At 58.8% G+C, this 15,335-nt stretch carries 13 protein-coding genes and 2 pseudogenes; 11 read left to right on the top strand and 4 right to left on the bottom strand.

Features of this window, described 5'->3' with window-relative positions; translation table 11 throughout:
- Nucleotides 1-205: 205 nt before the first annotated feature.
- The 6 genes and pseudogenes from HMCN_RS0114115 to HMCN_RS17855 all read left to right on the top strand — a co-directional run bounded on the left by HMCN_RS0114115 (nucleotide 206) and on the right by HMCN_RS17855 (nucleotide 4,782).
- On the top strand, nucleotides 206-1,885 hold the full coding sequence (locus HMCN_RS0114115; protein ID WP_025917993.1) for a nitrite/sulfite reductase: 1,680 nt from the start codon (nucleotides 206-208) through the stop codon (nucleotides 1,883-1,885).
- Entirely contained in the window at nucleotides 1,873-2,004 is a 132-nt protein-coding gene (locus HMCN_RS20140) for a hypothetical protein (RefSeq protein ID WP_369792155.1), read from the top strand. Before HMCN_RS0114115 ends, HMCN_RS20140 begins: the two co-directional genes overlap by 13 nt.
- A 30-nt stretch (nucleotides 2,005-2,034) precedes the next feature.
- Nucleotides 2,035-2,337 (top strand): annotated as a pseudogene (locus HMCN_RS20020) (DUF934 domain-containing protein); the annotation flags it as partial.
- Nucleotides 2,338-2,452: 115 nt separating this feature from the next.
- Entirely contained in the window at nucleotides 2,453-3,850 is a 1,398-nt protein-coding gene (gene ccoG / locus HMCN_RS0114105; protein ID WP_025917992.1) for a cytochrome c oxidase accessory protein CcoG, read from the top strand.
- Between the two features lie 53 nt (nucleotides 3,851-3,903).
- Nucleotides 3,904-4,503 carry a cytochrome c oxidase subunit 3 family protein gene (locus tag HMCN_RS0114100; protein ID WP_051567003.1) on the top strand — a complete coding sequence of 200 codons (600 nt, stop codon included), beginning with the start codon at nucleotides 3,904-3,906 and terminating at the stop codon, nucleotides 4,501-4,503.
- Nucleotides 4,504-4,530: 27 nt separating this feature from the next.
- A complete protein-coding gene (locus tag HMCN_RS17855) occupies nucleotides 4,531-4,782 on the top strand; it encodes a hypothetical protein (protein ID WP_202962675.1) in 252 nt (83 codons plus the stop codon).
- A gap of 1 nt (nucleotide 4,783) precedes the next feature.
- On the opposite strand, the gene hisC is transcribed toward HMCN_RS17855, so the two are convergent.
- The 3 genes and pseudogenes from hisC to cydB form a co-directional block, all read right to left on the bottom strand.
- Nucleotides 4,784-5,845, bottom strand: coding sequence for a histidinol-phosphate transaminase (gene hisC, locus HMCN_RS0114090; protein WP_025917990.1), 1,062 nt, complete (start codon nucleotides 5,843-5,845; stop codon nucleotides 4,784-4,786).
- A 46-nt stretch (nucleotides 5,846-5,891) separates the two neighbouring features.
- Complete coding sequence (locus tag HMCN_RS17850; RefSeq protein ID WP_035627237.1) at nucleotides 5,892-6,029, bottom strand: DUF2474 domain-containing protein; 138 nt, start codon at nucleotides 6,027-6,029, stop codon at nucleotides 5,892-5,894.
- Nucleotides 6,029-6,997: pseudogene (gene cydB, locus HMCN_RS17845) on the bottom strand (cytochrome d ubiquinol oxidase subunit II). Before cydB ends, HMCN_RS17850 begins: the two are co-directional and overlap by 1 nt.
- 209 nt (nucleotides 6,998-7,206) lie before the next feature.
- Between cydB and HMCN_RS0114075 the strand changes: the two are divergent.
- A complete protein-coding gene (locus tag HMCN_RS0114075; RefSeq protein ID WP_025917989.1) occupies nucleotides 7,207-8,637 on the top strand; it encodes a PLP-dependent aminotransferase family protein in 1,431 nt (476 codons plus the stop codon).
- A gap of 240 nt (nucleotides 8,638-8,877) precedes the next feature.
- Nucleotides 8,878-10,761, top strand: coding sequence for a potassium transporter Kup (locus HMCN_RS0114070; RefSeq protein ID WP_025917988.1), 1,884 nt, complete (start codon nucleotides 8,878-8,880; stop codon nucleotides 10,759-10,761).
- A gap of 149 nt (nucleotides 10,762-10,910) precedes the next feature.
- On the opposite strand, the gene prpR is transcribed toward HMCN_RS0114070, so the two are convergent.
- A complete protein-coding gene (gene prpR / locus HMCN_RS0114065) occupies nucleotides 10,911-12,560 on the bottom strand; it encodes a propionate catabolism operon regulatory protein PrpR (protein WP_025917987.1) in 1,650 nt (549 codons plus the stop codon).
- A 257-nt stretch (nucleotides 12,561-12,817) separates the two neighbouring features.
- Here prpR and prpB point away from each other — a divergent pair, with 257 nt between their 5' ends.
- The 3 genes from prpB to HMCN_RS0114050 form a co-directional block, all read left to right on the top strand.
- Nucleotides 12,818-13,705: a methylisocitrate lyase gene (gene prpB, locus HMCN_RS0114060; protein WP_025917986.1), complete on the top strand. Its 888-nt coding sequence runs from the start codon at nucleotides 12,818-12,820 to the stop codon at nucleotides 13,703-13,705.
- Between the two features lie 47 nt (nucleotides 13,706-13,752).
- Entirely contained in the window at nucleotides 13,753-14,904 is a 1,152-nt protein-coding gene (gene prpC, locus HMCN_RS0114055; RefSeq protein ID WP_025917985.1) for a 2-methylcitrate synthase, read from the top strand.
- Nucleotides 14,905-14,941: 37 nt separating this feature from the next.
- Nucleotides 14,942-15,335: MliC family protein (locus HMCN_RS0114050; protein WP_025917984.1), on the top strand; the 394-nt coding region annotated here is incomplete at its 3' end.

Genomic DNA, 15,335 nt, shown 5'->3' with positions numbered 1-15,335 from the left:
ATATGTTTGTTTTTTTTAGTTTCTGATTCTGTTCTTCCCGTTGCCGGGCACGCACAATTTGATATCAGGGTTCGCCGACCTTCTTGTTGCCGGTTGCCGCTCCCGTAAAATTATATTTTTATCAAAACAGCAAGTTTCTCGCCATTCAGCTGAATCGCCCGAGTTCCCGGCTATTACTGCATGAAGCAAAGAGATTGGGAAATGCATGTATCAGTACGACGATTATGACGAGGCGCTGCTCAGCGAGCGCGTAGCGGAGTTTCGCGATCAGGTTGCGCGGCGCTTGTCGGGCGCACTCACGGAAGAAGAATTTTTGCCCTTGCGCCTGCAGAACGGCCTGTATCTGCAGAAGCACGCATACATGCTGCGCGTGGCGATTCCGTATGGCGTGCTGTCGGCGCGCCAGCTGCGGATGCTGGCCGGTATCGCCCGCAAATATGACCGCGGCTACGGCCATTTCACCACCCGCCAGAACATTCAGTACAACTGGATTGAGCTCGAAGATGTGCCCGATATCCTGGCTGAGCTGGCAACGGTGCAGATGCATGCGATCCAGACATCCGGCAACTGCGTGCGCAATATCACGACCGAGCAGTTCGCCGGCGTCGCGCAAGATGAGGTGCTGGATCCGCGCCCGCTGGCCGAAATCCTGCGCCAATGGTCTACGCTGAATCCCGAGTTCGCGTTCTTGCCGCGCAAGTTCAAGATCGCGCTGTCGGCATCGGCAGAAGACCGGGCAGCGGTCAGAATGCATGACGTTGGCATCTATCTGCGCAGCAACGGTTCCGGCGCAAAGGTGCTGCAGGTCTTTGCCGGCGGCGGACTGGGTCGCACGCCGATTCTCAGTTCGCTGATCCGGGACGATTTGCCGTGGCAGTATCTGCTGTCGTATGTCGAGGCAGTCCTGCGCGTGTATAACCGCTATGGCCGCCGCGACAACAAGTACAAGGCGCGCATCAAGATTCTTGTGAAAGCCCTGGGTGCCGACGTTTTTGCGCAGGAAGTCGAAGCGGAATGGCAGCATCTGAAGGACGGTCCTGCGACATTGACCGAGCAGGAATATGAGCGTGTGGCCCGGTTTTTCAAGGCCGCCCGCTATGACAGCGCCGCCGCAGATGGTTCCGAGTTCGACCGGCATTGCAAGGAAAATAAGCGTTTTGCGCAGTGGGTCAAGCGCAACACCCGGCCGCACAAGGTTCCGGGTTACGTTGCGGTGACGCTATCGACCAAGCCCGGCGCTGCCGTTCCTCCCGGCGACGTGACTGCCGATCAGATGGAACAGATGGCAACCTGGTCGGAGCGTTTCGGCTTTGGTGAAGTGCGCATCGCGCATGAGCAGAACGTGATCCTGCCGGACATACGCCAAAGCGATCTCCATCAGCTCTGGGCCCTGGCAACCGCGGCCGGACTGGCGACACCCAATTGCGGCTTGCTGACTGACATCATCGCCTGCCCGGGCGGTGATTACTGCTCCCTCGCCAACGCGCGCTCACTGCCGATTGCCGAATCCATTTCCCGGCGTTTCGAAGACCTGGATTTTGTTTTTGATCTGGGCGACCTGTCGCTGAATATCTCCGGTTGCATCAACGCTTGCGGCCATCACCACATGGGCAACATCGGCGTCCTTGGCGTCGACAAGGATGGCGAGGAGTGGTACCAGGTCACCATCGGCGGCGCGCAGGGTAACCGCTCGGCGCTCGGGAAGGTGATCGGGCCGTCGTTTCGGGCTGAACTGATGCCGGACGTTGTGGCGCGAATTGTGGGCGCATTTTGCCGCTTGCGGATACACGATGAACCCTTCGCCGATACCTTGATGCGGGTCGGTATCGAGCCGTTCAAAACGGCCGTGTACGGGCAAACGGAGGACTCCTTATGTCCAGAGTAATCAAGATCATCGATGGCAGGGCTCAGGTCGTCGAAGACGCGTGGGCCGTGGTGCGCGACATGCAATCGTCATCCGCCCCCGAACGGGAAATTCTGCCGTTTTCATGCCTGACGAGTTGACGGCAATGGCGCGTCGCCGGCACTGCCGGCGGTCTGGCTCTTGCGGACGACGACTTTGAATCCCATGCAAACCGGCTCGGCCAGCTCGCCCTCATCGCAGTCGATTTCCCCTCGTTTCGCGATGGGCGCGGCTATAGCATCGGCTACCTGCTGCGGACCCGCTACGGATGGCAGGGCGAGCTGCGCGCCATCGGCGACGTGTTGCGCGATCAGCTCAATTACATGCTCCGCTGCGGTTTTGACGCGTTCGCGGTACGCGCCGATAAGGATATCGACGATGCGCTAAAGGGTTTCAGCCCTTATTCGGTGCAGTACCAGGGGGCGGTCGATTAGCCGCTGCCTCTGTTCCGGCGCAGATAACAGCGTCATCGGGCATGAGAACGCCAGCAGGGGCGACAAGCCGCGATGGCGGAATGAATAACGCAAGGCTATTTAGCGAGTACCAGCAATGAGTCAACCTACCCCAACCGTTTCAGTCATTAAAATGTTTGCGTCCCGCGAAGATATTTATGTACGCGAGGCGAAAGGCCGCTATACCAACTGGCGTTGGGCCTGCGTATGGTTGACGCAATTGGTGTTCTATGGGTTGCCGTGGTTGTCGTGGAATGAGCGGCAAGCGGTTCTGTTCGAACTTGGCTCGCGCAAGTTTTACCTGTTCGGCGTCGTCTTGTGGCCGCAGGATCTTATTTATCTGGCATTGCTGCTGATTATCTGCGCTTACGCGCTTTTTCTTTTTACCGCGGTCGCCGGCCGCGTCTGGTGCGGCTTCTCCTGTCCGCAGACGGTCTATACTGAAATTTTCATGTGGGTCGAGCGCAAGATCGAAGGCACGCGCAGCGCCCGCATGCGGCTCGATAAGCAAGCCTGGTCGCTTTCCAAATCCGCCAGAAAATCGGCCAAGCATGCGGTCTGGGCAGCTATCGGATTGTGGACCGGCTTTACTTTCGCCGGCTATTTCACCCCGATCCATACTCTTGCTGCCGAAGTGGTGGCGCTGGCGCTCGGACCGTGGCAATCGTTCTGGATCCTGTTCTACGGCTTTGCCACCTACGGCAACGCCGGCTGGATGCGCGAGCAAGTCTGCCGTCACATGTGCCCCTACGCACGCTTTCAAAGTTCGATGTTCGATCGGGATACCTTGATCGTCAGCTACGACAAGGCCCGTGGCGAGCCGCGCGGCGCCCTCAGCAAGACGACGGCGAAACCGGCAGCGCAAGGCGCTTGCATCGATTGCTCGATGTGCGTACAGGTCTGCCCGACCGGCATCGATATCCGCAACGGCTTGCAATATGACTGCATCGGCTGCGCTGCTTGCGTCGATGCCTGCGATTCCGTGATGGACAAGATCGGCGCGCCGCGCGGGCTGGTGCGCTTCACGACAGAAAATGCGCTGAAAAACAAGTTCTCGCCCAAGCAAATCAGGCAGCGCGCATTGCGCCCCCGGGTACTGTTGTATAGCGTGATCCTGGCAGCGATAGTGGTAGCATTCTTGGGCTCGCTTCTGACGCGCATGCCGCTGAAGCTGAATGTGATTCGTGATCGCGGCAGCATGGCGCGCGAAGCGGAGAACGGCGCGATTGAAAATGTCTACCGCTTGCAAGTCATGAATACCGATGAGATCGCACACCGCTACCGGATCGTTGTATCCGGGATGGATGGCATTGCATTGGCGACCCCGGACGAAGTGGCGCTTCAGGGTGCGGAATCGCGTTCGATACCTGCGACGGTCCGCGTTGCGCACGGTAGCGGTGCGCCGGGTGCAAACAAGATTGCCTTCGAGTTGAAGGCAATCAACGATGACAGCGTACGCGTGAAAGAAAAAGCAAGTTTTTTTGTGCCGCGCTGACTTCGCCGGCATTATTCGATGATCGGTACCGGATTTAACAGGAGTATCACAGCATGATGATGGAAGCGACGTATATGCCGGAGGCACCGGCGAGAAGTGCCGGCCGCATCCCCGGCAGCAAGGGCATGTGGGTTGGCATCACCTGCGAATTTGTCGAATTTACCCTGATGTTCCTAGTCTATTTCGTGGCCCGGCTAAATTATCCGGAGGCATTCAAGAAGGGGCCGGAGGCAATCTGGACCACCGCAGGTGCAATCAATACCGTGCTGATGGTCACCAGCAGTTTCTTTCTCGCCTGCTCCGTATTCGCCATGCGCGCGGGAACCATGCAGCGCTCGCGGCGCTGGCTGATCGCCGCAATCGTCACTGCGCTGGGTTATCCGCTGATGAAATTTTATGAAATCGGCTGGAACCTGGCGCATGGGATCGACGGTACTGCCGGCATCTTCTATACCGTGTATTACTACCTGACCTTGAATCACCTGCTCCATGCCTGCTGGGGGATCGGCGGCATGCTCTGGGTGCTGGTGCGCATGTCGACGAACGCGTATTCGGCCGCGCAGCATGACGGTCTGGAAGCGCTGGCCAGCTACTGGCATGCGACCGATATCATCTGGCTGATTATTTTTTCGCTGTTTTACGTGCTGGCCTGAATCATGAACAACAGAACAACTGAAAACATGTCCTCCCTGGTTCTGCCCTGGCTGGGCCTGCTGGCGCTTACCGCGGTGAGCCTGATTATGGGGAACCGATTCGGGCACGCGCCCTGGATGCCGCTACTGGTCGCGCTAATCATCTGGATTAAAGGGACTCTGGTGGCGCGATATTTCATCGAGTCGCACCAGGCGCACCCTTTCATTGCCGTGATGCTGCGAATTTTCATCGCGTTTGCTCCGGCGGCGCTGGTGCTAACGGCCTTTTTCGGCAAGTAACTTAACCGCGCACCAGTTCTGCCAGCGCTCCCATCAGTGCCGCGCATTCGGCCGGGTTGCCGACGCTGATGCGCAGGTATTGGCGGATGCGCGGCTGGTCGAAGTGGCGCACGATGATCGCGCGTTCGCGCAAACCGGCAGCCAGCCGGGCGGCGTCATGCGATGGATGGCTGGCGAAGATGAAATTGGCGCTGGACGGCAAGACCTGAAATCCCAGCGTGTGCAGCTGCTGCACCAGCTTCTCCCGATTTTCGACGATGGCGCTGCAGGTTTTCTGGAAATACGCTTCATCTTCGTAGGAAGCAATGGCGCCGGCCATCGCCAGCCGGTCCAGCGGATAAGAGTTGAAGCTGTTCTTGACGCGCTCCAGTGCTTCGATCAGTTCCGGCTGCCCGATCGCCAATCCGACCCGCAATCCGGCCAATGAGCGCGACTTGGACAAGGTCTGCACCACCAGCAGATTCGGATAACGGCGGATCAGCGGGATCACGCTTTCGCCGCCGAAATCGATATAGGCTTCATCCACCACCACAACCACATCCGGATGCTGGGCCAGCAGCATTTCGATCGTGGCCGACGGCAGGGCGATGCCGGTCGGTGCATTCGGGTTCGGAAAGATGATCCCGCCGCAGGCTTGCCGATAGTCGTCAGGACGAATCGCCATGTTGCGGTCCAGCGCAACCTGCCGGTATTCGATACCGTAGAGCTTGCAATAGACCGGATAAAAGCTGTAAGTGATATCGGGGAACAGCAGCGGCGCTTCATGCTTGAGCAAAGCCATGAACGCAAGCGCCAGCACTTCGTCGGAACCGTTGCCGACGAAGACTTCGGCCGGATCGACCCCATGGTAATCGGCCAGCGTCTGTTTCAGAGCGCTGGCGCTGGGATCAGGATACAGCCGCAGCGTATCGGCGGTCGCCGACCGGATGGCATCCAATACCCTGGGCGACGGCCCGTAAGGATTTTCGTTCGTGTTCAGTTTGGTCAGGTTCGGCAGCTTGGGCTGCTCGCCCGGCACGTAAGGGGTAAGACCGCTTACCACGGGACTCCAGAATTGGCTCATTTTAGAAAACTTGTAACGGGTTGATCGAAATATGCGGTGGGCAGCCTCAAGCCGTCAAGCCTGCCGCCCTCATGAACAGCCGCATGCCGTAGGTGCCCAAACCCAGCGCAGCCACGCTGGCAGCCCAGATGAAAAGCAGCCAGCCCAGCTTTTTCCACCACGGATTGTGCTGATCCGGCTCCATCAATGATAGCCCTCGCCATGCCTAACCTTACCGTGAAAGACGTAGTATGCCCAAATGGTATAGGCAAGAATAATCGGAATGATCAGCAATGCGCCGACCAGCGTGAATCCCTGGCTTTGCGGCGGCGAGGATGCCTCCCAGATCGAAATCGAAGGCGGAATGATGTTTGGCCACAAGCTGATACCCAGGCCGCTGTAACCTAGGAATATCAGCGCCAGCGTAAACAGGAATGGTGCGACCTGCGCTTTCCTGGCTACGCAGTGTACCAGCATACAGGTGCCCGCCACGACCAGCAGGGGCACCGGTGCGAACCACAGCAAGTGGGGGAAACTGAACCAGCGCTGTGCGATCCTGTCATCGGCAAGCGGCGTCCAGATGCTGATCACGGCGATCACGGCCAGCAGTATCTACGCCAGCCAGCGCGTGATGCGGTAGGCGCGCTGCTGCAGGCTGCCCTCGGTTTTCATGATCAGCCAGGTACTGCCGAGCAGGGCGAACGCGACCACCAGGCCGACGCCGGTGAAGATGGAAGACGGCGATATCCAGTCAAGCGGACCGCCAGCGTAAGCTCGGTTTGAAACCGGGATGCCGCGGATGTATGCGCCCAGCGCGACGCCCTGGAAAAAGGTGGCCGCGAACGAACCGCCGATGAACGCCTTGTCCCAGAAATGCCGCTCGTGCTCGCGCGCCTTGAAACGGAATTCGAACGCGCCCCCGCGAAAGATCAATCCGACCAGCATCAGTACCAGCGGCAGATAGAGTGCGCTGAGCACGACTACATACGCCACCGGAAAAGCGGCCAGCAGACCGGTTCCTCCCAGCACCAGCCAGGTCTCATTGCCGTCCCAGACCGGCGCGACGGTATTCATCATGACGTCGCTGTCTTCCTTGCTTTTGAAAAACGGGTAGAGGATGCCGGTGCCGAACACGGCAATCGCCGGACTGATATTAACAATAATGTAGAGGATGTATAGGCAAAGGCACAGACTCAGATATTTTTAGAAAACCAGATCAATTTGTGATGGCGCTTCACTTTAAACGCAGTCGAAACTTATCGTCATGCATGAAAACAGGGCAAATGTGTATAGTGGCGATTCCCCGGAGCAGACTCACAATGAAGGCGCGCAATCATACTGTTCGCCTGGAACGCGATACTGATAAACAATGAAAGCGGCACATGAAACGCTATGAGGCTCTGGCCGAAGATATCGCCCAAGCGATTCGAACCAGCGTATTGAAACTGGGCGACCGGCTGCCTTCGGTGCGTCAGGCCAGCGCCAGCCGCGGCGTCAGCCCCTCTACCGTATTTGAAGCGTACTACCTGCTGGAAGCGCGCGGCCTGATTCGTGCGCGCGAACGGTCCGGTTACTTTGTCATTGCCGGCACCAAGACCTTGCCACCGGAGCCTGAATTCGCATCTCGTCCAGGAGGGGACTCGACCCCGGTCGACGTTAGCCAGCTGGTATTCGACATACTCGAGTCGACCAGGACGCGCGATGTCGTGCCGTTTGGATCGGCATTTCCGAGCCCTCTGCTGTTTCCCTTGGCGCGACTCGGGCGGTCGATGGTGTCGGCGATACAGAAAATGGATCCATGGAGCACGGTTGACGACCTGACACCGGGCAATGCATCGTTGCGGCGCCAGATCGCCTTGCGGTATCTGGTCGATGGCTTGCATGTGCATACCGATGAAATCATTATTACCAACGGCGCGCTCGATGCGCTGAATCTATGCTTGCTGGCGGTCACCCGGCCTGGCGATGCTGTCATTATCGAGTCGCCGACTTTCTATGGCGCATTGCAATCGCTCGAGCGCCTGGGTTTGCAAGCGATAGAGGTGCCGACCCATCCGCGCGAGGGAATCGAGCTCGACGCGCTGGCCATTGCGCTGCAGCGCCACCGGCCCAAGGCGTGCTGGCTGATGACCAATTTCCAGAATCCTCTCGGCAGCCTGATGCCGGATGAGAAAAAGCGCGCACTGGTCGAGTTGCTGACCCGGCATGACGTGCCGCTGATAGAAGACGATGTCTACGGCGAACTGTATTTCGGCAGCAAGCGTCCGGTGCCGGCGAAAGCCTTTGATACCAAAGGTTTGGTGCTGCATTGTTCATCGTTCTCGAAATGCCTTGCTCCCGGCTATCGGGTCGGATGGGCGGCGCCCGGACGCTATGCCCAGGCGGTGGCCCGGCTCAAGCTCACCACCACCCTGTCGGCTTCCGCGCCGGCGCAAGCCGCGCTTGCGGATTATCTGGGGAAGGGCGGCTACGACAGGCACCTGCGCCAGTTGCGGCATACCTTATCGGTTCAACAAGCTGCGGTGATGCAAGCCGTAGTGCGCCATTTTCCGCCCGGAACCAAGGCAACCCGCCCCAATGGCGGATATTTCCTCTGGATCGAGTTGCCGGGCAAGGTCAACACTCTCGAAATTCACCGGCAGGCGCTGTCCATGGGGATCAGCATGGCGCCCGGCCCCATGTTTTCGGCGCAACGCGGGTTCACTAACTGCTTGCGGCTGAATTATGGGCATGCGTGGGACCAGCGTGCGGAAGTAGCTTTGAGCACTTTAGGGCGGTTGGTGTCGGCTTGCCGGGAGGATAGTAAGAAGTAAGCCGCCTGCCGATGGCGGAGCGACGTGCTTCAGTCGAAATACCGGAATCCGACTGGCTGAGGCAGCAGCATTGTCCGGGTAGTCGCCCTTTTTATTTCCAGTTGGAAACTTAGCGCAGATCGATGTCCGGGAAGCGGAAATAAACGGGAAATAAATGCCTGAATTGCAGGAATTGCTCTTGCCTTTTGGAATGGCATCAAATACGCTGCGACGCAGCATAACCAACCTTTGGGTGTCCAATTGGCATCAGAACAACATCAGAATAAAAGCAGTCTGGCGGCATTGACTCTGGCTGCAGTCGGCATCGTCTATGGCGATATCGGCACCAGCCCCTTGTATGCAATGAAAGAGGTGTTTTCGCCGGAGCATGGTTTGATATTGACTCAAGCCAATCTGCTGGGGGTGGTTTCCCTGATTTTCTGGAGTCTGACAGCCGTCGTTTCCATCAAATACGTGACCCTTATATTGCGTGCGGACAACCACGGCGAGGGCGGTATCATGGCGCTGCTGGCGCTGGCCCTGTCTTCTGTGGGTAAGACCTCACGCTCGTATTTTCCATTGCTGGTGATCGGTCTATTCGGCGCTGCGCTGTTTTTTGGCGATGGCATTATCACGCCGGCAATTTCGGTGCTGTCCGCGATAGAGGGGCTGGAGGTGGCCACGCCGGCTTTCAAGCCGTATGTGGTTCCATTGACGCTGGTATTGTTGACTTTGTTGTACGCGGTACAAAAACATGGTACGGCCGGTATCGGCCAATGGTTTGGACCGATCATGCTGATCTGGTTCGTCACCCTGGCTGGCATGGGCATCGTCAACATCATCGCAGCACCGCAAATTCTTGCCGCATTGAATCCTGTGCATGCGCTTCAGTTCATGATCCAGAACCGTTGGATCGCTTTCATTGCATTGGGCGCGGTGGTATTGACCCTGACCGGGGCCGAAGCACTGTATGCCGATATGGGGCATTTTGGCCGCAAGCCGGTGCGCATGGCATGGTTTTTCATCACGTTTCCGGCACTGGCGCTGAATTATCTGGGGCAGGGTAGTTTGTTGATGAGCCATCCCGATGCGATTTCCAATCCGTTTTTCCAGCAATTGGGCGCATGGAGCGTCTACCCGCTGATTGGCCTGTCGACCGTTGCCACCATCATCGCCTCGCAAGCGACGATTTCAGGCACGTATTCGATGACCAAGCAAGCGATTTCGCTGGGTTTCTTGCCGCGCATGAAAATCATCTTCACCTCGGAAAAGGAAATCGGCCAAATCTACATCCCTGTTGTCAATTGGTCGCAGTGGGCGGCGGTCGCGATGGCCGTGATAGCCTTCGGTTCGTCTTCCAACCTGGCCGCTGCTTATGGTATCGCGGTGACCGGCACCATGATGGCGACCACGGTGCTGACCTTCTTCGTTATCCGTTTCGGCTGGAAATACAATCTCGCGCTGTGCATTGCGGCGACCGGGATTTTCTTCATGATTGATTTTGCGTTCTTTTCAGCCAACGTGCTCAAGATATTGCACGGCGGCTGGTTCCCGCTGTTGCTGGGCACGATCATGTTCACCGTGATGGCGACCTGGAAGCACGGGCGCGAACTGGTGCGCGCCAATTTGGAAAAACATGCGATCCCGCTGGAGGATTTTCTGGCTTCGCTGTTTGCCGCGCCGCCGCTGCGGGTGCCGGGCGTGGCGATCTTCATGCGCGGTCCGGGCGACGGGGTGCCGCACGCGATGCTGCATAACCTGTCGCACAACAAGGTGCTGCACGAGCGGGTGGTGTTCCTGACCGTGTACCAGCACAATGTGCCGTGGGTGCCGTTCGCCGAGCGCATCCAGCTGCACGACCTCGGACACAACTGCTATCAGGTGGATGTACATTACGGTTTCAAGGATGAAACCGATATCCCGAAGGCGCTGGAATTGTCGAAGCAATACGCGTTCGATTTCAACATGATGGAAACCTCGTTCTTCATCGCCCGACAGAACGTCATCGCCACACCCGGCTCCGGCATGTCCATGTGGCGCGAACAGCTGTTCGCCGGCATGTCGCGCAACGCCCGCGACGCCGCCGACTACTACCGCATCCCGGCCAACCGCGTCATCGAACTCGGCACCCAGGTTGAAATTTGAGGTCGATCGGTTCGGAGCCGATTGCCGCTCAATAAAGCCGTAAGAACAACATAAATTTTACGGGGTATGGCAAAAAACATGTTGTCATACCCATGAAATATTGCGTGTTTGAAATACGCTGGAGTGAGTATATTTCAATGCCGGCGGCATCACTGGCCTTGCCTGCTCTTGCGCCACAGCGTGGTGCGGCTGATGCCGAGGTGTTTCGCGGCGGCGGCGCGGTTGCCGCCGAAGCGGGCCAGGATTTGACCGATGCTCTCGGCCGGCGTTCGCGTTGTGTTGTTTTCGGCTGCAGGCGAGTGCGGCACTTCTGCAGTCAATCCCGGCATCAGTTCCGGCGCCGCCTTCAGCACGAAGCCGGGCGAGATCGCCTGCAGCGGCTCGGCAGCCAGAAACAGCGCCAGACGCTCCATCAGGTTGCGCAGTTCGCGCACGTTGCCAGGCCAGTCATAGGCTTGCAGCAGCGGCGTGCAGGCATTGATTTCCGCCTGCAAATTCGGGTGCGGGCGGGCGCCGAGCGCCGCCAGCGCGTTTTTCAGCCACCATACCGCCAGCTCGACCAGGTCTTCGCCGCGCTCGCGCAGCGGCGGCAGCGTCAGGCGCAGCACCGCCAGCCGGTAAAACAGGTCGGCCCGAAAGCGCCCGCTGCGGATGCGTTCCTCCAGGTCGCAATGGGTGGCGCTGATGATGCGCACATCGACCGGAATCGGCCGGGTGCCGCCGACGCGCACGATCTCGCGTTCTTCCAGAACCCGCAGCAGCCGGGTTTGCAGCGTCAGCGGCATTTCGCCGATTTCATCCAGGAACAGGGTACCGCGATGGGCCGCCTCGAACAGGCCGGCGTGGCCGCCGCGGCGCGAGCCGGTGAATGCCCCTTCCTCGTAGCCGAACAGCTCGGACTCCAGCAGCGATTCCGCGATCGCGCCGCAATTGACCGCCACAAACGGCCGGTTGCCGGCTGCCATGCGCGGATTTTCGCGGTGGATCGCCTGCGCCACCAGTTCCTTGCCGGTACCGGTTTCGCCCTGGATCAGCACGGTGGCGGGAGACCTGGCGTACAGCACCACGGTTTGCCGCAATGCTTCCATCGCGCTTGATTCGCCGCGCAAATCGGTGATGCTGTGTTTGGCGCGCAACGCATCGGTCATACTCGCGGCCACCCGCGTGCTGCGCCCGCGCTGCGATTCCAGTTGCGTCAGTTTGGCGATTTCCAGCGCATCGTCGAATGCTTGCCGGATCGATGCGGCCGAATACACGAAGACTGCAGCCAGTCCGGCTTCTTCGGCCAGATCGGTGATCAGTCCGGCGCCGACGATGGCCTTGATGCCGGCGGTCTTGAGTTCATTGATCTGGGCCCGGGCGTCTTCCTCGGTTGCATAGTGGCGCTGGGCGATCCGGAAGCCGAATGCGTGCTGGAATTCCTTCAGCGCCGGCATCGTGCTCTGATAGGTGACGATGCCGATGTCGGGCGAGATATTGCGCGCGCGCGACAGCGCCTGCATCACGTCGAAGCCGCTGGCCTTGGCGATTACCACCGGCACCGACAGCCGGCTTTTCAGGTAGGCGCCGTTGGAGCCGGCGGCAATCACCGCGTCGCAGCGCTCGGTTGCCATGCGTTCGCGGATGTGGCGCGCCGCATCCTCAAAGCCGAGATCGATCGGCTCGATGGTGGCGCGGTCGTCGTATTCCAGCGTGATGTCGCGAAACAGGTCGGACAGGCGCGATACGGATACGGTCCAGATCACGGGTTTTTCCTTGCTGCCGTCGTGCTGATCGCGGGCGTTCGGATTCGGGTGCATGTTTCAGTTGTGTTCCAATGATGTTTCAATGTTTCGTATATGACGATTATTGTAACGTAAATTGAAACGAAATCGCTGCGTATCAAGTAATCGCCTATCGCTGCGCGTTCCGCTGCAGGCTTCTTAAGCCGATGAATTACAAGGTGTTTTTAATTTCTTCATGCTCCCGTCCGGGTCTTTACATCAGGTTGGCATGGCAATTGCAATACAGTCGGCAGTTAGCGTCAGTGAAACCTCTCAACAGACAAGGTGAAGACATGAGTTTGTATTCCGCAGGTGCCGCCTTCCGCAAGGCGATCCAAGAAGAGTCCCCATTGCAAGTGATCGGTGCGATCAATGCCAACCACGCGCTGCTGGCCAAGCGCGCCGGCTTCAAGGCCATTTACCTGTCCGGCGGCGGCGTCGCGGCCGGTTCGCTCGGCTTGCCCGACCTTGGCATCTCGAATCTGGACGATGTGCTGACCGACGTGCGCCGCATTACCGACGTCTGCGACCTGCCATTGCTGGTCGATGTCGATACCGGTTTCGGCTCCAGCGCATTCAATGTCGCGCGCACCGTGAAATCGATGATCAAGTTCGGCGCGGCCGCAATCCATATCGAGGACCAGGTCGGCGCCAAGCGTTGCGGCCATCGCCCCAACAAGGAGATCGTCAGCAAGCAGGAAATGGTGGACCGCATCAAGGCTGCGGTCGATGCCCGCACCGACGAGAATTTCGTGATCATGGCGCGCACCGATGCGCTGGCGGTCGAAGGGCTGGAGTCGGCGCTGGAGCGTGCGATCGCCTGCGTCGAAGCCGGTGCCGACATGATCTTTCCGGAAGCGATTACCGAGTTGGCGATGTACCAGCAGTTTGCCGCCGCGGTCAAGGTGCCGGTGCTGGCCAACATCACCGAATTCGGCGCCACCCCGCTGTTTACGGTGGAGGAATTGCGATCGGCCGATGTCGGCCTGGTGCTGTACCCGCTGTCGGCCTTCCGGGCGATGAACAAGGCGGCCGAAAACGTCTACACAGCGATTCGCCGCGACGGCACCCAGAAGAACGTGGTCGACACCATGCAGACCCGGATGGAACTGTACGACCGCATCAATTACCACAAATTCGAGCAGCATCTGGATGCCTTGTTTGCGGCGCAGAAAAAGTAAGAAATTTGCACTACTGAATATGAATCTTTCCCGTTAGGAGACCAAAAATGAGCGAATCGCAAGTAGCAAGTTTCAAACCTAAAAAATCCGTCGCGCTGTCCGGCGTGACTGCCGGCAATACCGCGCTGTGTTCGGTCGGCAAGACCGGCAACGATCTGCACTATCGCGGTTATGACATCCTGGATGTGGCCGATCGCTGCGAATTCGAGGAAATTGCTTACCTGCTGGTGCACGGCAAGCTGCCGACCGTAGCTGAACTGAAGGGTTATAAAGCCAAGCTGAAAGCCCTGCGCGGCCTGCCGGCCAGCGTCAAGGCCGCACTTGAGGCGCTGCCTGCCGCATCGCATCCGATGGACGTGATGCGCACCGGCGTCTCGGCGCTGGGCTGCACGCTGCCGGAAAAGGACGATCACAATACGCCCGGCGCACGCGACATCGCCGACCGCCTGATGGCGTCATTGGGTTCGATGTTGCTGTACTGGTACCACTTCAGCACCAATGGCAAGCGCATTGAGGTCGAAACCGACGACGATTCGATCGGCGGCCATTTCCTGCACCTGCTGCACGGCGAAAAGCCAACCGCATCGTGGGAAAAAGCGATGCACACCTCGCTGATCCTGTACGCGGAGCATGAATTCAATGCGTCCACCTTCACCAGTCGCGTGATCGCCGGCACCGGTTCCGACATCTATTCCGCCATTACCGGCGCAATCGGCGCCTTGCGCGGGCCGAAACACGGCGGCGCCAATGAAGCGGCGTTCGACATCCAGAAGCGCTACGGCAATCCTGACGAAGCAGAAGCAGACATTCGGACGCGGGTCGAAAACAAGGAAGTCGTGATCGGTTTCGGCCATCCGGTATACACCGTATCCGATCCGCGCAACCAGGTCATCAAGGAGGTTGCGCACAAGCTCTCCGTCGAAGCCGGTTCGACCGCGATGTTCGACATTGCCGAGCGGCTGGAGTCCGTGATGTGGGAAGTCAAGAAGATGTTTCCGAACCTGGACTGGTTCTCGGCCGTGTCGTATCACATGATGGGGGTGCCGACAGCGATGTTTACGCCGCTGTTCGTGATCGCCCGCACCTCCGGCTGGGCTGCGCACATCATCGAACAGCGCATCGATAACAAGATTATTCGCCCTTCAGCCAATTATGTCGGTCCGGACGATTTAGAATTCGTACCTATCGGCGAACGCTAGTCAATCCGGCCGGCGCGCATTGGTACTGGAGAACAGCATGATTGCCCTGAAACTGACATCGACCCTGATTTTCACCGCTGCTTTGGCGGCTTGCGCATCGAAGATGCCGCTGTCGGAAAGCAAGCCAGCGGCGCCAGTGGCGGCAGCACCGACAGTACCGGCAGCGCCGGCCGGTCCAGCTTTGATTGCCGGCAATTTCCAGTGCGAACTGGGTAACCGGGTGCAAGTCAGTGCCGATGCGCAGCGGCCGAACGCGATCAACCTGGCCTGGAAAGGGCGCTCGTATCCGCTGCAGGCGGTTTCCACTTCCACCGGTGCGCTGCGCTACGAAGATGCGGACAGCGGCCACGTGTGGATCCAGATCCCGGCCAAATCCATGCTGTTGAATGCCAAGGCAGGCCAGCAACTTGCCAATGAATGCAAGACCCGAT

Source organism: Herminiimonas sp. CN, from assembly GCF_000622895.1.
In the GTDB taxonomy this organism is placed as follows: domain Bacteria; phylum Pseudomonadota; class Gammaproteobacteria; order Burkholderiales; family Burkholderiaceae_D; genus AVCC01.
This window is presented reverse-complemented; position numbering and strand designations above follow the sequence as displayed.